Annotated in this window: 21 protein-coding genes; 9 read left to right on the plus strand and 12 right to left on the minus strand. The window is 65.1% G+C overall.

All coding sequences use genetic code 11. From position 1 onward, the window contains the following. The 10 genes from ABZW16_RS36545 to ABZW16_RS36590 all read right to left on the minus strand — a co-directional run. Positions 1 to 471, minus strand: a 471-nt coding sequence (locus tag ABZW16_RS36545) for an ABC transporter permease (protein WP_354960700.1), incomplete at its 3' end; no start/stop codon positions are given. Then, positions 471 to 1247 (minus strand): ABC transporter ATP-binding protein, encoded by a 777-nt coding sequence (locus tag ABZW16_RS36550; RefSeq protein ID WP_354960701.1) that lies wholly within the window; start codon positions 1245 to 1247, stop codon positions 471 to 473. The genes ABZW16_RS36550 and ABZW16_RS36545, both read right to left, overlap by 1 nt. An 81-nt stretch (positions 1248 to 1328) precedes the next feature. Then, positions 1329 to 1754, minus strand: coding sequence for an acyl-CoA thioesterase (locus tag ABZW16_RS36555; protein ID WP_354960702.1), 426 nt, complete (start codon positions 1752 to 1754; stop codon positions 1329 to 1331). Positions 1755 to 1808: 54 nt separating this feature from the next. Then, on the minus strand, positions 1809 to 2627 hold the full coding sequence (locus ABZW16_RS36560; RefSeq protein ID WP_354960703.1) for an alpha/beta hydrolase: 819 nt from the start codon (positions 2625 to 2627) through the stop codon (positions 1809 to 1811). 79 nt (positions 2628 to 2706) lie between these two features. Next, the gene (locus tag ABZW16_RS36565) at positions 2707 to 3285 is read right to left on the minus strand and encodes a TetR family transcriptional regulator (RefSeq protein ID WP_354960704.1); all 579 of its coding nucleotides are present in this window, start codon (positions 3283 to 3285) and stop codon (positions 2707 to 2709) included. 11 nt (positions 3286 to 3296) lie between these two features. Continuing rightward, entirely contained in the window at positions 3297 to 4763 is a 1467-nt protein-coding gene (locus ABZW16_RS36570) for an FAD-dependent oxidoreductase (RefSeq protein WP_354960705.1), read from the minus strand. 20 nt (positions 4764 to 4783) lie between these two features. Further along, complete coding sequence (locus tag ABZW16_RS36575; RefSeq protein ID WP_354960721.1) at positions 4784 to 5269, minus strand: carboxymuconolactone decarboxylase family protein; 486 nt, start codon at positions 5267 to 5269, stop codon at positions 4784 to 4786. Between the two features lie 19 nt (positions 5270 to 5288). Then, the gene (locus tag ABZW16_RS36580) at positions 5289 to 6161 is read right to left on the minus strand and encodes an NAD(P)-dependent oxidoreductase (RefSeq protein WP_354960706.1); all 873 of its coding nucleotides are present in this window, start codon (positions 6159 to 6161) and stop codon (positions 5289 to 5291) included. Between the two features lie 76 nt (positions 6162 to 6237). Next, positions 6238 to 6990 carry an SDR family oxidoreductase gene (locus ABZW16_RS36585; RefSeq protein ID WP_354960708.1) on the minus strand — a complete coding sequence of 251 codons (753 nt, stop codon included), beginning with the start codon at positions 6988 to 6990 and terminating at the stop codon, positions 6238 to 6240. Between the two features lie 30 nt (positions 6991 to 7020). Then, positions 7021 to 8544 (minus strand): aldehyde dehydrogenase, encoded by a 1524-nt coding sequence (locus ABZW16_RS36590; RefSeq protein ID WP_354960709.1) that lies wholly within the window; start codon positions 8542 to 8544, stop codon positions 7021 to 7023. Positions 8545 to 8844: 300 nt separating this feature from the next. Here ABZW16_RS36590 and ABZW16_RS36595 point away from each other — a divergent pair, with 300 nt between their 5' ends. The 9 genes from ABZW16_RS36595 to ABZW16_RS36635 all read left to right on the plus strand — a co-directional run bounded on the left by ABZW16_RS36595 (position 8845) and on the right by ABZW16_RS36635 (position 18021). Next, positions 8845 to 10050: a cytochrome P450 gene (locus tag ABZW16_RS36595; protein WP_354960710.1), complete on the plus strand. Its 1206-nt coding sequence runs from the start codon at positions 8845 to 8847 to the stop codon at positions 10048 to 10050. Further along, on the plus strand, positions 10051 to 10863 hold the full coding sequence (locus ABZW16_RS36600) for an SDR family oxidoreductase (RefSeq protein ID WP_354960711.1): 813 nt from the start codon (positions 10051 to 10053) through the stop codon (positions 10861 to 10863). Beyond that, positions 10860 to 11075 carry a ferredoxin gene (locus ABZW16_RS36605; RefSeq protein WP_354960712.1) on the plus strand — a complete coding sequence of 72 codons (216 nt, stop codon included), beginning with the start codon at positions 10860 to 10862 and terminating at the stop codon, positions 11073 to 11075. The genes ABZW16_RS36600 and ABZW16_RS36605 overlap by 4 nt, the downstream gene beginning before the upstream one ends. Beyond that, complete coding sequence (locus tag ABZW16_RS36610; protein WP_354960713.1) at positions 11075 to 11626, plus strand: nuclear transport factor 2 family protein; 552 nt, start codon at positions 11075 to 11077, stop codon at positions 11624 to 11626. The genes ABZW16_RS36605 and ABZW16_RS36610 overlap by 1 nt, the downstream gene beginning before the upstream one ends. After that, a complete protein-coding gene (locus ABZW16_RS36615; RefSeq protein WP_354960714.1) occupies positions 11626 to 12864 on the plus strand; it encodes a hypothetical protein in 1239 nt (412 codons plus the stop codon). The genes ABZW16_RS36610 and ABZW16_RS36615 overlap by 1 nt, the downstream gene beginning before the upstream one ends. 12 nt (positions 12865 to 12876) lie before the next feature. Next, positions 12877 to 14505 carry an acyl-CoA synthetase gene (locus ABZW16_RS36620; protein WP_354960715.1) on the plus strand — a complete coding sequence of 543 codons (1629 nt, stop codon included), beginning with the start codon at positions 12877 to 12879 and terminating at the stop codon, positions 14503 to 14505. Between the two features lie 186 nt (positions 14506 to 14691). After that, positions 14692 to 16287, plus strand: a complete 1596-nt coding sequence (locus ABZW16_RS36625; protein WP_354960716.1) for a succinic semialdehyde dehydrogenase — start codon at positions 14692 to 14694, stop codon at positions 16285 to 16287. A gap of 25 nt (positions 16288 to 16312) precedes the next feature. Then, entirely contained in the window at positions 16313 to 17539 is a 1227-nt protein-coding gene (locus tag ABZW16_RS36630; RefSeq protein WP_354960717.1) for a cytochrome P450, read from the plus strand. Next, a complete protein-coding gene (locus tag ABZW16_RS36635) occupies positions 17536 to 18021 on the plus strand; it encodes a glutathione peroxidase (protein WP_354960718.1) in 486 nt (161 codons plus the stop codon). Before ABZW16_RS36630 ends, ABZW16_RS36635 begins: the two co-directional genes overlap by 4 nt. Positions 18022 to 18095: 74 nt before the next feature. Here ABZW16_RS36635 and ABZW16_RS36640 read toward each other — a convergent pair whose 3' ends face one another. Together ABZW16_RS36640 and ABZW16_RS36645 are read right to left on the minus strand one after the other, a co-directional pair. Further along, positions 18096 to 18677, minus strand: coding sequence for a TerD family protein (locus ABZW16_RS36640; protein WP_354960719.1), 582 nt, complete (start codon positions 18675 to 18677; stop codon positions 18096 to 18098). Between the two features lie 217 nt (positions 18678 to 18894). After that, entirely contained in the window at positions 18895 to 20250 is a 1356-nt protein-coding gene (locus tag ABZW16_RS36645; protein WP_354960720.1) for a cytochrome P450, read from the minus strand. Positions 20251 to 20430 lie beyond the last annotated feature (180 nt).

Below are 20430 nucleotides of genomic sequence, written 5' to 3' on the forward strand. Positions count from 1 at the left end.
GGCCCGATCCGCGCCGCCGGTATTGAGCGCGATCTCGCCTTCGTGGGTAGGTGGCACGCCTTGCACGAACTTGTCCGGTTCGGCGACCGCCTTATCCGGTGGGATATAGGACTGACCGAAAGTCGGTGCGCCACCGGTCTGTACGGCCTTCTTGCCGTCCGGATAGAGCAGCACCAGCGGGCCGTTGACGCTCGGTGCGACCGCCCGCACCCCGTCCATCTTCGCGATATCGTCGACAACGCTCAGCGGAATGCCCTGGGCCTGTTGCTTTTGCGGGCTCACCCGCACATCGACGCCCTTGGCCTGGTTGGCGAAAATGCCGTCGAAGGTGCGCTGCAGGGTATCGGTGAAGACGAATGAGCCCGCGATGAAGGCGGTTCCGAGTACCACCGAGAGCAGGGTCAGCGCCAGTCGCACCTTGTGCGCGGCGAGATTGCGCAAGACCACCTTACGCATCGGTTTGCCACTCATTACGCCTGCTCCAGCGACTTCATCTTGTCGAGCACCGATTCGGCGGTCGGATCGCGCAGTTCGTCGACGATGCGGCCGTCGGCGAGGAACACCACCCGGTCGGCGTATCCCGCGGCATGCGGCTCATGCGTGACGATGACGACCGTCTGCCCGAATTCGTCCACCGCCGCGCGCAGGATATTGAGCACCTCCTCCGAGGCGCGGGAGTCGAGGTTGCCGGTCGGCTCATCGCCGAAGATGATCTCCGGCTTCCCGGCCAGCGCTCGCGCACAGGCCACCCGCTGCTGCTGTCCGCCGGAGAGTTCGCTCGGGCGGTGGGTGAGCCGGTCGGTCAGCCCCAGCCGCTTGATCACCGTGTCCAGCCAGTCCTGGTCGGGCTTGCGTCCGGCGATATCCAGCGGCAAGGTGATGTTCTCCTGCGCGGTCAGCGTCGGAACCAGGTTGAACGCCTGGAAGACGAAGCCGATGCGGTCGCGCCGCAGCCGGGTCATCTGCTTATCCGAGAGCCCGGCCAGATCGGTATCGCCGATCCGCACGGTTCCGGTGGTCGAGCTGTCCAGACCGGCCAGGCAGTGCATCAGGGTCGACTTACCCGATCCGGAGGGCCCCATGATCGCGGTGAACTCCCCCTTCGCGAATTCGGCCGATACCCCATCCAGTGCCCTGACCTGTGTATCTCCGGATCCATAGACCTTGACCAGGTCGATGGCGCGGGCCGCCACCTCAGTGGCGGTAGCCGATTTCTCGAGGTCGGCACCTAGGGCGTGCGAAGTCATGGGTTCCAGTCTGTCTGCCATTGCGTGCCCGCGCCATCAGGGGCCTCCCCCAACTCTCGAGGTCTCAATGAACCCTGAGAACTACTCCCCTCGGTCCAGGCCGAAGACGGTCGGATCCGCCGCGAGGTCGCGGAAGTAGCGCGCCGCGTCCGGCACCAACCGCCGTTCGGTCAGATCGAGCAGACCGCCGACACCGACGATCTCCGCCGACACCGTGCCATCGGTCTTGCGGATTTCCTGAATGGTCTGGTGGGTCTTGCCGTCCCATACGAAATCGCAAGTGACCGTGACTTCGTCGCCGACGAACAACTCCTGCTTGAAGGTGAGCGTCGCCTGTAGCGCGATCGGGCCGACCCCCGCGGCCTGTAGCCGCTCCTGCGTCAAGCCGCCCGCTTGCAGGCAGGCCCAGCGAGCGCGTTCCGCGTACTGCAGGTAGACGGCCATATTCATATGGCCGTTGCCATCGATGTCCTCGGGCGAGACGGTGATAGGGAGTGCGAACGCCATGGGCGTACCGTAGCGGCGGGGTCCGACAGGAATCCGCCGTTACCGTCGGTGAGCTCACGCTTTGATGAACTCCAAGATGTCGGCGTTGAGCTGCTCGGCATGCGAGATCATGATGCCGTGCCCGGTGGCCGGGTATTCCTTGTAGGTATTGCTCGGAATCAGCTCCTTGATCACCCGCCCGCACAGCTCGATCGGCGCGGAGGCGTCGGCATCGCCGTGAATTACCAACGTGGGCACGGTGATCGCGCGCAACTCGTCGCGGAAATCGGAGGTGTAGATCGTATTCATGATCTCGTCCGCCGCCAGCAGCGAGCAGTCCATGCACTTCTGGACCATCCACGCGATCCGCGCGGAGGACACCTGGTTGCCCAGATGCGTTGCGAAGAACGCCTGGGCGTTCTGCTCCATCCACAGCGGCCGGTCGGCGGCGCGGGCCGCGCCCACCGCATCGAAGATGGCCTGCGGCACACCGTTCGGGTTGTCCTCGGCCTGCGCGAAGTACGGCATGGTCACCGAGACCAGCGCGATCCGGGTGATCCGGTCGCTGCCGTGCCGGGTCAGGTACCGGATGAGCTCACCACCCGCCATCGAGTGCGCGACCACCGTCACCTCGCGCAGATCGAGATGTTCCAGGAAGGCGGCCAGATCCTCGGCCAGGGTGTCATAGTCGTAGCCGTGCCCGACCCAGTCCGACTTGCCGTGTCCGCGCCGGTCGTAGGACAGGCACCGCAGCCCCTGCTTGGACAGCGGCAGCATCTGCAGCTCCCACGAACTGCTGCTCAACCAGCCACCCGCCATGAACAGCACCGGTTGCCCGGAACCCCAGTCCTGGTAGTGCAGGGTGGCGCCGTCGTGCGATTCGAAGTAGGGCATCGGTTTCTCCAATCATCAGGTGCCCTACCATCATTGCGGCTTCCCGATCATGAAGTCGATTACCTCCCGGGTAAATGCACTACTTCAGGATGAGCAGCGCCGACTTCTCGATGCGGTCGGCGATTTCGGAGTAGGAGGCATAGCCCATGCCAGCGCGGACCAGCGCACCCGCGTAGACGAGTTCCAGGGATTCGATCACGTCCGGATCGGCATCGGGGCCGAGCGCGCGCATCAGGCGTTTGCGGATCTCCATCCCGATCCGCGCCCGCAGATGGGCCACATCCGGATCGCGGCCGAGCAGGGCGCTGGTCACCGCACCGGAGAGTTCCTGTTCGTCGGCGACGAGCATGGCGATATTGCGGAGTTCGGCGACGACCCGGACGGTGGGGTCCGGATCGTCGCTCACCGGAGCCGAATTGGCGAACAAGCGGCGCCAGAAGATCTCCGCGACGAGGTGTTCCTTCGACGAGAAGTAGGTGTATGCCGTGGCGGTGCCGACACCGGCCGCCGCGGCGACCATGCGTATAGTCATCCCCGCGAAGCCTTCGCGCGCAAGCACTTCCACGGCCGCCCTGGTGAGCTTGTCGACGGTGTCGGCCTGCTTCTCGGTGAGGCGACGCCGGGTCGCCTCCAGGATGATGGACTCGCCTTCGGACATGTGTCTAGATCCTACTTTGCGGCCGCGCGACCGGCACGTCGGCCATAGAAGCTGCCGTCGCCGAGGGACGCACCGCTGACATAGCCACCGGCACACAGTCCGGAGGTGCAGCGGCCCGCGGCGAACAGGCCGGGAATCGGTTCACCCGAGACGTGCAGTACCCGGGAATCGAGGTCGGTACGCAATCCGCCGAGGGTGAAACCCGCGGTGAATCCCCGCATATCGAAGGCCGCGAGCGGGGTGCCGATCGGCTTGACCCACTCCGGCTTCTTACCGAGCAACGGATCCTTGTCATCGGCGGCGTGCAGGTTATAGCAGTCGACGGTGCCCTGCAGCGCCCGCTCCGGCAGGCCCATATCGGATTCCAACTCCGCGACCGTCTCCGCCGCCCAGGTCGGCGGCTGCCGGAAGAACGGCGTCGATGTGACGGTCGCCAGCGCAGCCTCGAGCGCCTGCTCGTCGATGACCAGATATGCCTGATTCTCCTGCTGGATCAGCGTCGCCTGTCCGATCCGCCCCGGATAGGTGTCCTCCGGGATATAGCGCTGGCCGCGGCCGTTGACCAGAATGCCGCGCGCCAACATCTGTGGATCGCCGAAGAACGCCACCTCGGTGGCATCCATATGCGCCAGCTCCGCACCGAGCGCCTGGGCGACCAGGATGCCGATGCCGTCGTGTTCTTCGATGGCGGCGGCGGGACGTCCGATCAGCCGCGGCGCATAGGTCTCGATCATCTGCTTGTGATAGGCGAAGCTGCCGGTGGCGAGCACGACCCCGCGCTCGGCGCGGATCGCGACCTCCTTGCCGAAGTGCGTCGCGATGAGCCCGACCACGCGATCGCTGTCATCAGCGACCAGCCGCCGGATCCTGGTGTCGTATTCGACACGGACGCCGAGGCTTTCGGCCGTCTCGGCGAGCGGCTTCATCAGCATGTAGCCGCCGCTCTTGGCACCGATCTTCTTATCGGCCATCTGCGGAACATGGCCGCGCGGAGCGGGTTTCGCGATGGCGTTGAACGGCGCGGCATTCTCGCCGCCGGAGTACATCAGGCCCTCGTCGTGCGGCGGCTCCCAGCCGGGCTCACCCCAGAACGCCTCCCTGAATGGCACACCGCAGGAGACCAGCCAGTTGTAGTGCTCGACGCTGTTCTGGCAGTAGTCCGCGATCTTGGCCGTGTCCTGTCCCGGCCCGAGTGCAGCCTGCAGGAACGTCTCCATATTCTCCGGTGTGTCCTCGAAGCCGAGCGCGCGCTGCAAGGGCGTGCCGCCACCGAGGTAGATGAATCCGCCCGCCATCGCCGCCGCACCGCCCCAGCCGCCGGTGCGCTCCAGGATCAGCACGTCGGCGCCCGCACGCGCGGCCTCGATGGCGGCACAGACTCCGGCGATACCGTATCCGGCAATGACGACATCGGCCTCGAAATCCCATGCGGAGATCGCGCTGGCCCGCAGCGGCCGAATCTTTGCGGCATCAGACATATTTCGCGTTCCTTACTGCTCTACTCGGAGGGGACTGCATCAGACTGCACCGCGTCCCCGGACGGTGTCCGGTCTTCGGACAACACAGATGATTCGGACTCCCCCTCCGCTTCGGCCTGCTTGCGCGCAGCCTTTTTCTGTTGGGCGACAATCGTTCCCACCAGCAGGTCGAGTTTGGTGCCACTGGGCCAGCCGACGTAGTAACAGAGGAACAGCGCAATCTCGTGCAATTGCGCCTCGGTCAGCTCTTTATTGCGCAGTGCCGCGCCGATCTGGATACCCGCGGTATCCATTAGCCCCTGGGCGGTGAGCGCGCCGAGCAGGATCAGGCGGCGATCGCGGATGCTGAGTCCGGGACGCGACCAGATCTCGGCGAAGAGATGGTCGGCCGTCATGGCGAAGTGATCGCCGGGATAGTTCTGGAATTCGGTGCCGTAGACCTCGGCCATTTTGGCCAGCCCGCGCTGGCGCACGGTATCGGCAGATCCGTCGTCACCACCCCCCATCGAATCGTTACGCGATGCTTCACTCATTGCTCTCCCTTTCACGTGGTACGCCGAGCCCGGGCCCGAGGCGGTCGAGCGCCAGTTCGGCCAGCGGCAGCTCGACACTGAGCCGCGCGCCGAGTTCCAGGGCCAGGCCGAGGTCTTTTTCGCCGAGATCGCGCACATGGCTCAGAATCGGCAGCCAGAAATCATTCGGTTCGATCGGTGCGGTGCGATCGCGCAGCATGATGGCGCCGGGGCCGCCGGTCACAGCATCGGAGTGCCGAACGACCTTGCCGAGCACGGTGATATCGATATTCGCCGCCTCGGCCAGCCGCTGTGCCTCGGTGGCGGCGGTGAATGCGATGAAGTGCAAGAGGTTGCGCGCCAGCTTCATCCGGGTGCCAGTACCGACCGGTCCAGCATGCACGACCAGATCCGCGAAATATCCGAAGGGCCCGCGCACCCGCTCGAAGGCGGTATCGGTGCCGCCGACCATGACCGCGAGTTTGCCGCGCGCGGCCCCCGGCGCACCGCCGCTCACCGGCGCGTCCACCAATTCGACACCGTGCTCGGCACATTCGCCCGCCAGTTCCTCGGCGGTCCGGTCGCTGATGGTGGAGTGCACGGCGATCACCGTGCCCGGCGCGGCCGTGCGCAACAGGCCGTCGGGTCCGGTCACGACCGCACAAACCTGCTCGTCGTTCAGCACGGTGACCGAGATGACGGCCGCCTTCTCGGCGATCTCCGCGGCCGAAACCGCCGCGGCCGCACCGGCCTCGGTGAACGGCTGCACCGCATCGGGGCGTATATCGCAGACGGTGAGCCCGCCGGGCCAGGCCAGCAGACTTCTGGCCATCGGTGCGCCCATATTGCCCAAACCGATGAACCCGACCGGCAATTCGTCGCTCATGACTGCGCCTCGCTAGCGCTCGGCTCCATCACGACCGACACGTCGGCCGTACCCATCGTTCGCTCGCTGCGCTCGCTCATGACCGGAACACTTGTCCGCCGTCGATATTGAAGATCTGCCCGGTGACCCAGCTCGCCTCGTCGGAGAGCAGATACAGGCATGCGCCGATCAGATCCTCCGGTGTACCCATCCGCTTGAGCGGCAAGCGTTTCACCATATCCTCGACTATGACGCTCGGCGTCACATTCTTGGTGGCTTCGGTGTCGATGGGGCCGGGCGCGATGGCATTGATGCGGATCTTGGAACCGCCCAGTTCGAATGCGAGCTGCTGGGTCAGGCCATTGATGCCGACCTTGGCCAATCCGTAGAAACTGGAGTATGTCCATGCGGCGGTGGAGGATTGGTTGACGATCGACCCGCCGCCCGCCTTGACCATGTGCTGCCACACCGCACGGGTCATATTCAGCGCACCGTCCATATTCACGCTCATGAACTTCTTGTAGTAGTCCCATGGCACGGTGAGCAGCAGGTTTAGCTTCATATCGCCGTAGATGGCGGCATTGTTCACCAGATGGTCGATCGCACCGAATTCGCGGACGGTCAAATCGGCCAGCGCGGTCGCCGATTCCGGATCGGCGACATCGACCTCGCCGAAGATGGCGGTATCGCCCGCGGCGGTGATCTGCGCCGCCACCTCCTTGCCGCGCTCGGTATTCAGATCGGCGACAACGACATTCGCGCCCTCATGGGCCAATGCCTTGGCATATGCGGCACCGATGCCTTGGGCAGCGCCGGTGACGATCGCGGTCCTTCCCGAAAAGCGGGTCATGAAATCAGCTCCTCTGCGGCTGCACTCGGTCTATCCGGCGGTGGCGATGAGTTTGGTTTCCAGGTATTCCTCGAATCCGGCGACGCCCATTTCACGGCCGATCCCGGATTGCTTGTAGCCGCCGAACGGCGCGTCCGCCGAATACCAGACACCGCCGTTGACGCTGAGCGTGCCGGTGCGAACACCATTGGTGACGTGCCGAATTCGGTCCGGATCGGTGCCCCACACCGCCCCGGAGAGCCCGTACGGGGAATCGTTGGCGATCCGGATCGCATCGTCGTCACCGTCGTAGGGGATCACCACCAGTACGGGTCCGAAGATTTCCTCGCGGGCGACCCTCGCGGTATTCGGCACATCCGCGATCAATGTCGGTTCGACGAAGTAGCCGCGCTCGCGGCCAGCCGGGCGGCCGCCGCCGACCACGATCCGTCCCCCCTCGGCGCGCGCGATGTCGAGATACCGCTCGACCCTGGCCCGCTGTCGTTCGGAGATCAGCGGTCCGCAGACGGTGCCCGCATCGGCCGGATCACCGGGCACAATGCCGGACAGCGTGCCCGCGGCAGCCTGGACTGCCTCGGCATATGCCGAGCGCGGCACCAGCAGCCGGGTGGTCAGCGCACACCCCTGCCCCGCGTGCACGGCCACCGAAAACGCCGCCACCGCACAGGCTCCCGCGATATTCGCGTCGTCGAGCACGATGAACGCTGATTTACCGCCGAGTTCGAGGAATGCCTTCTTCAATGTCGTTGCCGCGCTGGTCATTACCGCCTTGCCGGTCTGCGTCGAGCCGGTGAAGCTGACCATATCGACCCGCGGATCCGCGGTGAGCTGCGCGCCGAGGCCGTGATCGGTGGAGGTCACGATATTGACCACACCGGGCGGGATATCGGTCTGCTCGGCAATGACCGCGCCGACGGCCGCCGCGCACCACGGGGTATCCGGTGCAGCCTTGAGCACCATGGTATTTCCGGCCGCCAGCGCGGGACCGAGCTTGGCGAAATTGATCTGGTGCGGGAAGTTCCACGGTGTGATGGCACCGACCACACCGATGGGCTCGCGGCGCAGCACCCGATGGCTCGCGATACCCATGGGTGTCGCGGTGCCGAGATCGGTTTCCCAGCCGTAAGTTTCGGCCAGCGATGCGGCAAAGGACAGATCCGCGACCGGACCTTCCAGCTGTGGCCCCCTGGTCAGCATGGTCGGTGCGCCCGCTTCGGCGATGGTGATCTCGCGCAGCTCATCGATATTGGCCTGCAGCGCGGTGCGCAACTGCTCGAGGCAGCGGGCACGGAAGGCGTGATCCCGGGACCAGTCGGTGTCGTCGAATGCGGTGCGCGCGGCCCCGATGGCCGCGTCCATATCCGCGCCGTTCGCATTCGCGGCCTGACCGATGACCTCCTCCGTCGCCGGATTCACCGTCGCGAAGACGCCATCGCCGCCGGTGACCAGTTTGCCGCCGATCAGCAGGCGCGAACCGTCGGCGGGCAGCAGACCGCTCCCGCCCGTCGCCCGACCATCACCTCTCGTCGAATCGCTGGTCGATGCTTCACTCATGATGCTCCGATGCTGTCTGGACAGGTGTACGGAATATAGTCCCGCCTGCCGATCCGGTGCAAGAACTCGTTCCAAAACAGCGCTCCCAAGTCAGCCGAACAGCGCCAATTTCGGCAACTATCCATCATTGGCGCCGAACCCATGCGTCGACCGCGAAAACGGCAGATTGTTCTGCGAAACCACTGTCGATTCGACCAACCTGGTGGTACCGTCCAGACACATGTCCAGCTATGTGTCTCCCGTCGAGGACGCGGCACCGGTCACCGATGAGAACTGGTTCTCGAATTCCGGGTTGCCGCGATGACGGCCGCCTCACTAGAGCCGCTGACCTTCGACCCCTACGACTACGCGTTCCACGAGGACCCGTACCCGACCTACGCGCGGCTGCGCACCGAGGCGCCGCTCTACTACAACGCCGACCTGGATTTCTGGGCGCTGTCCCGGCACGCGGATGTGACCGCGGGCTTTCGCGACAATCTCCGACTGTCCAGCGCCAACGGCGTCTCGCTGGATCCGGCGGCCTGGGGACCGCACGCACACCGGGTGATGTCGTTTCTCGCCATGGACGATCCGCGGCATCTGCGCATGCGCCGACTCGTCTACAAGGGCTTCACCCCCAAGCGGGTGGCCGAGATGGAAGACCGGATCAGGGAGCTGACGCGGTCCTATCTCGAACCGGCCCTCGCGACCGGATCGTTCGACTGGATCGACGAGGTCGCTGGCAAACTCCCGATGGATGTCATCTCCGAACTGATGGGCGTGCCCGAGGCCGACCGCGCGGAGATCCGCAGACTGGCCGATCTGGTGGTGCATCGTGAGGACGGCGTCCTCGATGTCCCGATGGCCGCCGCGCGGGCATCGATCACCCTCATCACCTACTACGCCGAGATGGTCGCCGAGCGCAGGCGCTCGCGCACAGCGGATCTCACCTCGGCGCTGCTGGATGCCGAGATCGACGGCGACACCCTGACCGATGAGGAGATCATCGGCTTCATGTTCCTGATGGTGGTGGCCGGTAATGAGACCACCACGAAACTTCTCGGCAACGCGCTGTACTGGAGCGCGCGGCATCCGAGTGAATACGCCAAGGTTGTCGCGGAGCCCGAGCTGGTCACCGAGTGGGTCGAGGAGACACTGCGCTACGACACGTCCAGCCAGATCGTCGCGCGGTGCGCCGCAGTGGATATCGACCAGTACGGCCAGACCATTCCGACCGGCGCGAAGGTGCTCCTGCTGATCGGTTCGGCCAACCGGGATCCGGAGGTATTCGTCGACGGCGACAGCTACCGCATCGGACGTGCCGACAAGGGCGGACCGGCCAGTTTCGGTGCGGGCGTGCACTTCTGCCTCGGCGCGCATCTGGCCCGGCTGGAGGCCGGTGTCGCGCTGCACGAATTCGTCTCGCGGGTGCGGTCCTACGAGGTCGAGCATTCGGGCATCGTGCGGGTGCACTCGACCAATGTCCGCGGTTTCGCCAAACTCCCCATCGTTGTGGAGGCCAGCTAAATGCCACGCTTCGAACCCAATCCCCCGCGCCGACCGGCGATCGTGGCCGGAGCCTCCTCCGGAATCGGCGCCGCCACGGCGGAAGCGCTCGCCGAACTCGGGCACCCGGTAGCACTCGGCGCGCGTCGGGTGGATCAGTGCGAGGCGCTGGCCGCCAAGATCCGCGCCAACGGCGGCGAAGCCTTCGCCCATCAGCTCGATGTCACCGACGCGGCATCCATCGACGCCTTCGTAAGCGCGGCCGAAGATGCTCTCGGCCCCACCGAGATCCTGGTCTCCGGCGCGGGCGATATCGAATTCGCACCGGTGCACGAGATGGCACCGGAGCGGTTCCTGCAGCAGGTGCAGGTGCATCTGGTGGGCGCGCAACGGCTGGTGCACCGCGTGCTGCCGGACATGATCCGCAGGCAGCGCGGCGATTTCGTGCTGATCAGCTCCGACTGCGCCGAGGAGCCGCGCCCGCGGACCGGTGCCTACAGTGCGGCCAAGGCCGGGCTGGAGGCAATGGTCCAGCAGATGCGAATGGAGCTGGAGGGCACCGGAGTTCGCGCCTCGCTGGTGCGGCCGGGTCCGACACTGACCGGTATGGGCATGAATTCCACCCCCGAGGTGGTCGGCCCCATGCTCGATGCCTGGAAGACCTGGGGATTCGCCCGCCACCCGTACATGCTGCGCGCCACCGACCTGGCCGCCGCGGTGATCGCCGTCGTCTCGGCCCCACGCGGTGCACATCTGGTGCTGATCGAGGTCCAGCCCGAGGCACCGCTGCGGCCGCTACCGGATTCGAATGATCAGGACAGGAGCCGACAATGAGGATCATCGTCGATCTGGATCTGTGCCAGGGCCACGCCGTCTGCCAGGACGAAGCGCCATCGGTTTTCACCGTGCCCAAGCGCGGCAAGGTCGAAATCCTGGACCCGACACCGGGCCCCGACGCACGCGCAGATATCGAACGCGCCGTGCGTTACTGCCCCACCCAAGCGCTGTCGATCCGTGCGGACGAACCGGCGAAAGGAACACGGTAATGCCAGATTTCGACCGCGCCGAACTCGATGAGATGGTCCGGCGCTGGATCCTGGAGAACCAGCGCTGCGAGGAAAAGGGCGACTGGAAGCCGCTCGCCGAGATGTATACCGAGGACGCCACCTACGGCTGGAATTACGGTCCCACGCAGGAATTCATGGCGGTCGGCCGGGCGGAGATCCGGGAACTCGCACTCGGTCAGGAGATGGAGGGGCTGGAGGGCTGGTCGTATCCGTATCAGCAATTCGTCATCGATGAGCGCAGCGGCGATGTCATCGGCTTCTGGAAACAGGTCAGCGATAACAAGCGCCCGGACGGGCGCAACTACAGTCCCGAGGGCATCGGCGGCAGCTGGTTCCGTTACGGCGGCAACTACCAATGGTCGTGGCAGCGTGACTTTTTCGACTTCGGCAATGTCTCGCAGCTGTTCATGGAGATGATCCAGAACAACGCACTGACACCCGGTATGCACAAGCGCATCCAGCGTTCGGTCTCCGGAAAGCCGCTGGCGGGCTGGTATCGGATCGGCGAAGCACCGGTTCCACTGTGGTGATGTCGAGCTTCGAGCGACTGTCGCGGGCCCAGCTGGCGACGCTGGTACCCGAATTGCTGCTGTGCGGACATCTGATCGACCGATCCGGTATGGCGCACTCCATTGCGGCATTCGGCCGCGAGGGCATGACGGCGGTCGCCATCGAGGAGTGGCAGCTCGCCAGTCCGGTCTACACCCGCCGCATGCGGACCGCACTCGGTTTCGAGGGCGATGACGTGCCGACGATCTTCAAGGGCCTACAGCTCGATATCGGCGCGCCGCCGCAGTTCATGGACTTCCGCTTCCGCGTCGACGATCGCGATCACGGCGAGTTCTGGCTCGATCACTGCGGCGCGCTCGCGGATGTGGAACCGCTCGGCGAGGACTTCGTGGTGTCGATGTGCCACGACATCGAGGATCCGACCTTCGACGCGACCGCCCTCGCCACCAATCCGCATGCGCAGGTCCGGCCGATCCACCGGCCGCCGCGCCACCCCGCCGACCGAAAACCGGTGTGCGCGTGGACGGTCATCATCGACCCGGCCCATATCCCGCCACCGACCCCACCCAATGCCGAGGTGGTGGCGAGTTCCCGAGCCGCGCTGCTGGAGCTGTCCCCCATCGACAAGGACGATCCGGGCGCAAGCGATTACGCGGGTCCGCTGCTCAGCGATCTGCGCTTCGCCGACTTCTCGAAATCCGCGCTGGTGCGGATGGCCGACGAGATCTGCCTACAGCACCATCTGCTCACCATCGGATTCATGACCGCCGTGCGCGCCAGGGCCGCCGATACCGCGACGGATATCGGCCGCAAACAATTCACCGGCATCGCCGGACTCACCTCCGAGCGGATTCGCACCGCACTCGGACTCGGTGCCGATCCGGCCGCACTCGCCGAGGTCCTGCGACTGCATCCGGCATGGAACCCACTGTCCTACACCGGCATCGACATATCGAGCACCAACGAGACCGTGCGACTGCGGGTACCGCGACGCAGCGACGCCTGCACCGATCGCACCTGGCCATCGATGCTCGATCCCGATCACCTCGCCCCCCTGGAGGCCATGGTGCGCGGGGTGAATCCGCGCTTCCACGTGCGCTCCACTACCGCCCACGAAGACCACTGGACCGCCGAAATAGCGCTCGCCGCGGCCCCGTTCAAGGAAGCGACCGAGGTGGCCATCACCCGGATCAGCACCGGCGCCGCCTTCACCTTCACCGACCGCGGTATCCCGCTGCCGCTCACCGTCATTCGATGAGAGCGAATCGCCATGCCCAACAATTTCGCCGATCTCTTCGAGCATGCGGTCGACGCGATGCCGGAGCGCACCGCACTGATCGAGGGCGATCTCGCAGTCACCTATGCCGAACTCGATGCCCGCGCGAATCGGCTGGCCGATCATCTGGGCTCGATCGGGGTCGGTCCCGGCACCCATGTGGGTTTCCAGATGCACAACGGCATCGAGACCATGACCACGCTCATCGCCTGTTTCAAGGCACGAGCCGTCCCGATCAATATCAACTACCGCTACCGCGTCGATGAGCTGCGCTATCTCTACGACAATGCCGATCTCGAAGTGCTGGTGTGCCATGAGACCTACGCCGACGCGGCGCTGGAGGCACTCACCGAGGTGCCGTCCGCGATCCATGTCCTGCTCGTCGACGACAAGCCACCCACCCCCATCCACACCGACACCACCACTCCGGTAGCGCTGCCCGCGTCCTATGAGCAGGCACTGCTCTCGGGCTCCCCCACCCGCCGCACCGTCGAGCGCAGCCCGGACGACCTGTTCATGATGTACACCGGCGGCACCACCGGTCGCCCGAAGGGCGTCATGTGGCGGCAGGAGGATATGTGGCGCGTCCTCGGCGGCGGCATCGACTTCTACACCGGCATTCCGGTTTCCGATGAATACCAGCAGTCCCGCATCGGCGCACAGGGCGAACCCGGCATCTGGTTCATACTCCCGCCGCTCATCCACGCCGCCGCGATGATGCCGACCTTCATGGCCCTCTGGTCCGGCAATGCCGTGATCTTCGAGCCGAAATTCGATGCGCACCGGGTGTGGCAAGCGGTCGAACAACGCCGCCCGCAGATCATGGTGATCACCGGAGATGCCATGGCGCGCCCACTGATCGACGCCTACCGCGCCGCACCGGTGGACGCCAGCTCCCTGGTCGCCATCGCCTCCGGCGCCGCGCTGCTGTCACAGCCGGTGAAGAACACGCTGCTGGAACTGTTTCCGTCGTCGGTGGTCTCCGATGCCATCGGCTCCTCCGAAACCGGTTTCGGCGGTATCGGTTTCGCGCAGAAGGACGACGATCCCGGACGCGGCCCCCGGGTGCGCAGCGGCCGGGGCGCGATCGTCGTCGATGACACCGGACATCCGGTCGCACCAGGTACCGAAGGCTGGCTCGCCAAGACCGGTGCGGTGCCGATCGGCTACTACAAGGATCCGGACAAGACCGAGGCACTGTTCAAAACGGTCGACGGCGCCCGGATCGTAGTGACCGACGATCGCGCCAGAGTCGAGGCCGACGGCTCGGTGACCCTGATCGGCCGCGGCAATTTGGTCGTCAATACCGGCGGCGAGAAGGTCTACGTCGAAGAGGTCGAGAGCGTGGTGAAGGCGCACGAGGCCATTTATGACGCGGTGGTGATCGGGGTACCGCACGAGCGCTGGGGTCAGCAGGTGGCGGCGGTCGTCTCGATCGTGGGCTCGGAACCGGTGGATTTCGCCGCGCTGGAGCGCCATGTGCGCGCGCATCTCGCGGGCTACAAGGTGCCGAGGCAGATCTGGGTCGCGGAGGTGGTCGCGCGCGCCCCGAGCGGTAAGCCCGACTACCGCTGGGCCACGGAGTTCGCGGCGGGCCGAACACCGGATCATCGGGCGGATTGAGCATGTTCCGGCGCGCATTTATACAGGTCATACCGGCGAAGACCCTGGCAGCCGCAATGAGAACGTGTTCTAATTCGAGGATATCCGTCATCGTCGCGAAGAAGGTCCGATGAGCGAACGAAGTGAGCGAATCATGTGCCAGCGCGCCGTGCGCATGCCGGCGCCGAGTGTCAGCGAGGCCCAGGCATGAGCACAACAGAAGCCAAGAAGGATGCCGCACCGGCGCTGCCCGCCCGGATCACCGACGAGCTGATCGGCAGGCTGACCGCGATGGTCGCGGCCTCCGGCACCGCCGACCCGTATTCGATGGTCGAGGTCTACACCGGTGCCGTGATCGGCGCACTACCGCAGTCGACACCCGAGGACGTCGCCGCCGCCTACGCGACCGCCCGCGCTGCGCAGCAGGAATGGGCCAGCTGGCCACTGCAGCGCCGCCTGCAGGTATTCGAGCGCGCACACGAGCTGATCCTCGCCGAACACGAAACCATTGCCGACCTGATCCAGATCGGCTGCGGTAAGACCCGCCGAATGGCCTTCGAGGAGTCCTGTGACGTCCCGATGGTCATCAGCCATTACCTCAAGACCGCGCGCCGGGTGCTGAAGCCCAAGCGGCGCGGCGGTCCGGTGCCGCTGATCACCACCTCGACCGAGGAGCACCGTCCCAAGGGCGTCGTCGCGGTCATCGCGCCGTGGAATTTCCCGTTCGCCATCGCGCTGTCGGATTCGATGCCCGCGCTCATGGCGGGCAATGGCGTCGTGCTCAAGCCCGATAACAAGACCGCGCTCTGCGCGCTGTTCGGGGTGGAACTGCTGTATCGGGCGGGGCTGCCGAAGGGGCTTTTCCAGGTCGTCTGCGGAGAGGGCCCCGACGTGGGTCCGTCGTTGATCGATAATGCCGACTTCGTCATGTTCACCGGCTCGACCGCCACCGGGCGGGTCGTCGGCGAGGGCGCGGGCCGCAATCTGATCGGCTGCAGCCTCGAACTCGGCGGCAAGAACCCGATGATCGTCCTGGACGATGCGAATCTCGACGAGGTCATCCCCGGTGCGGCATTCGCGGTCTTCGCGAATTCCGGCCAGGCCTGCATGCATATCGAGCGGATCTATGTGCAGGACCGGCTCTATGACGAATTCGTGCGCCGATTGGTCACGGCGGCCGACGAATTGAACGCCAAGATCGGCGCGGCCTACGACTACACACCGGAATTCGGTTCGCTGGTATCGGTGCAGCATTTGGAGCGGGTCGCGGCACATGTCGAGGACGCGCGCGCCAAGGGCGCGAAGGTCCTGACCGGCGGCAAGGCACGACCGGATATCGGCCCGGCGTTCTACGAGCCGACCGTGCTCACCGACGTCACCGCCGAGATGAAGCACGCGACCATGGAGACCTTCGGCCCGGTGGTGAGCGTCTACCGGTTCACCGACGAGCAAGAGGCCATCCGGCTCGCCAATGACACCGCCTACGGTTTGAATGCCAGCGTCTGGGGCCGGGACCTGGCCCGCGCCAACCGAATCGGCGCCCAGCTCGAGGCCGGGAATATCAATATCAATGACGGCTTCGTGACCACCTACGCCGCCAAATCCACACCGTCGGGCGGCGTGAAGCAGTCCGGCGTCGGCACCAGGCACGGCGATCAGGGCCTGCTCAAGTACACCGACACCGTGAATATCGGTGTGCAGAAGCGCCAGGTGATGGCGGCGCGGGCCGGACTTCCGTACGAAAAGCAGCTGAAGACAACGCTGACGACGCTACGACTGATGCGCCGACTCAGGTTGCGCTGAAACGATTTCCACCCAGGAGGTAGCCATGGCGGCGCCCGCTTTCCCGGCAGGCTTCGATTTCACCGATCCGGCGCTGTGGGAAAACCGCATGCCGGTCGAGGAATTCGCGACCCTGCGCCGCACCGCGCCGGTGTGGTGGTGCGCGCAGCCGGATGAAACCTCGGGCGGCTTCCGCGACGGCGGGTACTGGGTGGTCAGCAAGCACGAAGATGTGAAGGAGATTTCGCGCAGTCCGGAGCTCTACTCCTCCGCGCAGAAGGGCGCCATCATTCGCCTGCCCGACGATGTCACGCCGGAACAGATCGAACTCACCGGCGCCCTGCTGGTCAATATGGATGCACCCAAACACGCCAAGATCCGCCGGATCGTCTCCAAGGGATTCACACCGCGTGCGGTGGCGGGCCTGCGGACGGCACTTACCGAACGCGCGGCGCGAATCGTGCACGAGGCCAAGCGAACCGGCGGCGGCGACTTCGTCGAGCAGGTGGCCTGCGAACTGCCGCTGCAGGCCATTGCGGAATTGCTCGGCGTGCCGAATGACGATCGGCACAAGCTGTTCGATTGGTCCAATCAGACGCTGAACTACGACGATCCGGAATACGGCGACGCCAATACCGCTTTCGCCGAAATCCTCGGCTACGCCTGGAATATGGCCGAACAGCGCCGCGCCTGTCCGGTCGATGACATCGTCAGCCAGTTGGTGCATGCCGATGTCGACGGCGAGGCGCTCGGCTCGGACGAGTTCGGCTTCTTCGTCATCCTGCTGGCCATCGCGGGCAATGAGACCACCCGCAACGCCATCACCCACGGCATGAAGGCCTTCGTGGACCATCCGGAGCAGTGGGAGCTGTATCGGGAACAGCGCCCGCGCACCGCACCCGATGAGATCGTCCGCTGGGCCACCCCGGTCAATGCCTTCCAGCGCACGGCGACCGAGGACACCGAACTCGGCGGGCAGCAGATCAAGCAGGGGCAGCGGCTGGGCATCTTCTACAGCTCGGCCAACTTCGATGAGGACGCCTTCGAAAATCCCTTCACCTTCGATGTCTTCCGCGACCCGAATCCGCATGTCGGATTCGGCGGCACCGGCGCGCATTACTGCGTCGGGGCGAATCTGGCGCGGCTGGAGATCGACCTGATGTTCAATGCCATTGCCGATGCGATGCCCAAGATCAGCCAGGTCGCCGATCCGGTACGGTTGCGATCGGGGTGGATCAACGGAATCAAGAACTGGCAGGTCCGATACGAATGAATATCCGCAACATTCCACTACGCACCCTTTCCGGCGACCCGGCCACGCTGGGCGAACTGGTCGGCGACAAGGCTGTACTGCTGGTCAATGTGGCCTCCAAGTGTGGGCTGACGCCGCAGTACACCGGACTGGTCGAGCTGCACAAGACGTATGGCGAGCGCGGCTTCAGCGTGGTCGGGGTCCCGTGCAACCAGTTCATGGGCCAGGAGCCGGGCACCGCGGAGGAGATCGCGGAGTTCTGTTCGGCCACCTATGGCGTGGATTTTCCGCTGCTGGAAAAGACCGATGTCAATGGCGATGAGCGGCACCCGCTCTACGCCGCACTGGCGGAAACCGCGGATGCCGAGGGCACGGCCGGTGATATCCAGTGGAACTTCGAGAAGTTCCTGATCGATCGTGACGGTGCGGTGGTCGGCCGGTTCCGGCCGCGGACCACACCCGATGACTCGGCCATCGTGACCGCGGTCGAATCCGTTCTCTAGATCGAACTCTGGTCTCTATCGAATTCGGGCAATAGCGGCCGGAGCTCGTCCGAGCTCCGGCCCGCGCCGCGCGCTCAGGCCATGGCGAAACGCAGCAGGGCCTGCTTATCGCCCTGCTTGATCTTGCCCTTGCGATTGAGCACCTCGAGCTGCCAGTTCGCACCGTTGCGGAATGCCCTGGCCACCGCATTGGCGTTATCCGTGCCGAGCAGCGACGGCCAGATGTCGGCCACCTGCTGGACGCTGCCGCCGGTCGCGTCGTAGATCTTGAACGAGATGTTGTTGGCCTTCTCGAATGAGGAGCCCTTTTTGAATGCGGCGGCCACGAAGATGATCGAGTCGATGGCGTCGGGCACATTCGCGAAGGTGACGTGCACCGATTCGTCGTCGCCAGCGGCGGCGCCGGTCTGCTCGTCACCGGTGTGCTGAACCGAGCCATTGCCCAGCGGGTCAAGGGAATCGAGACCGGCGAAACGCACCGGCTCGGCGCCCTGCATGAGAATGGCGATCAGATCCAGATCCACACCGCGCTTGCGGCGCAGTATGCCGATCGCACCGCCGCTGGTGCCCGCCGACGGATCCCAACTCACCCCGACCGTCAGCTTGGTGATGCCGTTGAGATCCGCGGCGCCATCTTCCTTTTTGAGCGTGATCATGCCTTCACCCTACAAGTGCATACCGAACACCAAGGGCCACAAATCCTTTCCGCTCACACACGCAACCAACCGCCCTCCAACCACCCCGTCCAGATAGCTCGACTGCCCGCCGAGCGTAGTCATACGGCGGTCGAAGACGCCTGCGCGACCACCCTTCGGCTACGTTCGATAGATACCGCCCAGGGCTCGATACGGCGGGAGTTGTCTGGACGGGGATTTAGGGCTTTCGGCGCCTGCGATAGCGGACCGCGCACGGCTGCTGCAGCTGCACCACCATCTTGCTGTGGTCGTTGCGGTAGCTGTCGGATGGTTGGGCCATCTCGAATTCCCAGTCTCGCAGCAGGATCGAGAATATGGCCTTGAGCTGCATGAGCGCGAATGCCGCTCCGACACAGCGATGCCGCCCGGCGCCGAACGGAATCCAGGTCCAGCGGTTGACGATATCTTCCTGATTCGGGTCGATATAGCGCTCGGGATCGAACCGGTCCGGATTCGGGAAGTCCTCCGGGATCCGGTTGGAGATGGCCGGTGTTGCCGCGACGAGATCACCCGGTTCGATGCGGTGTCCGCACACCTCGAATTCGCCCTGGGCCACCCGCATCAGAATGATCAGCGGCGGATGCAGTCGCAGCGTCTCCTTGACCACCGCCTCCAGATTCGGAATCTGGCGCAGCGCACCGAAGCTGATATCGGAACCGTCGGCGTAGAGCTCATCGAGTTCATCGACGACGCGGCGCAATTCCTCCGGATGCCTGAGCAATTCGATCACCGACCAGGCCGCGGTGCCGGAGGTGGTGTGATGGCCCGCGAACATCATCGAGATGAACATCCCGGTGATCTCACTGGCGCTGAACCGCAGCTGCCCCTGCTCGTCCTTGATCGAGATCAGGATATCGAGCATGTCCCGATCTTCCTTGTTCGCGGGCGGATTCGCGGCGCGGTTGTCCATGATGCCCTGCACCAGTTCGACCAGTTCGCGGCGCGCCTCATCGCGGCGGCGGAAGCTTTCGATCGGCGCGTACGGGTCCACATAGGCCAGTGCGTCGGTGCCGCGCTCCAGATCGTGGTAGAGGTGCGCGAACCGCTCGTCGAGTTCATCGCGAAAACGCTTGCCGATCAAGCAGGCCGAGGAGGTGTAGATGGTCAGCTCGGCGAAGAAGTCGAGCAGATCGATCTCGCCCTCGTCACCCCAACCCGCCAACATCCGCTCGACCTCGCGCCCGATGGTGGCCGCATGTCCGCGCATCTGTTCGGCCCGCAGCGCCTGATTGTGCAGCATCTCCTTGCGGCGCTCCGGACTTGCGTCGAACACCACCCCCTCGCCGAAGATCGGCTTCATGAACGGATAGGCCGCCGCCTGATCGAGATCCTCGTCCCCGGACCGAAAGAAGAATTCATTGGCCTGCGCACCCGACAGCAGAATCACATGCTTCCCCGCGAGATCGAACGCCCCGACATCCCCGCATTCCGCCCGCACCCGCCGCATCAGAGCCAGCGGATCGACCCGAAACTCATCGAGATGCCCATGCTCATGCTCGCCTCCGGACACCCGCACCGGCTTGACCAGGGTCATTGGAATCCTCCTGGGATAGCTGTCCACGCATGTGATGGACACGTGTCTGGACAGTACTACAAGTAGGCGTGACCAGGCAAGGACGTGGCCTGTCCCCAGTGAATGGGACCGCTCGGTATTAGAGTCCTGTTGGCCCTGGTGAGGGCTGGAAGGGACGATGAGTGACATGGCAGGACGCAA

The sequence above is a fragment of the Nocardia sp. NPDC004604 genome (assembly GCF_040609795.1).
GTDB lineage: Bacteria > Actinomycetota > Actinomycetes > Mycobacteriales > Mycobacteriaceae > Nocardia.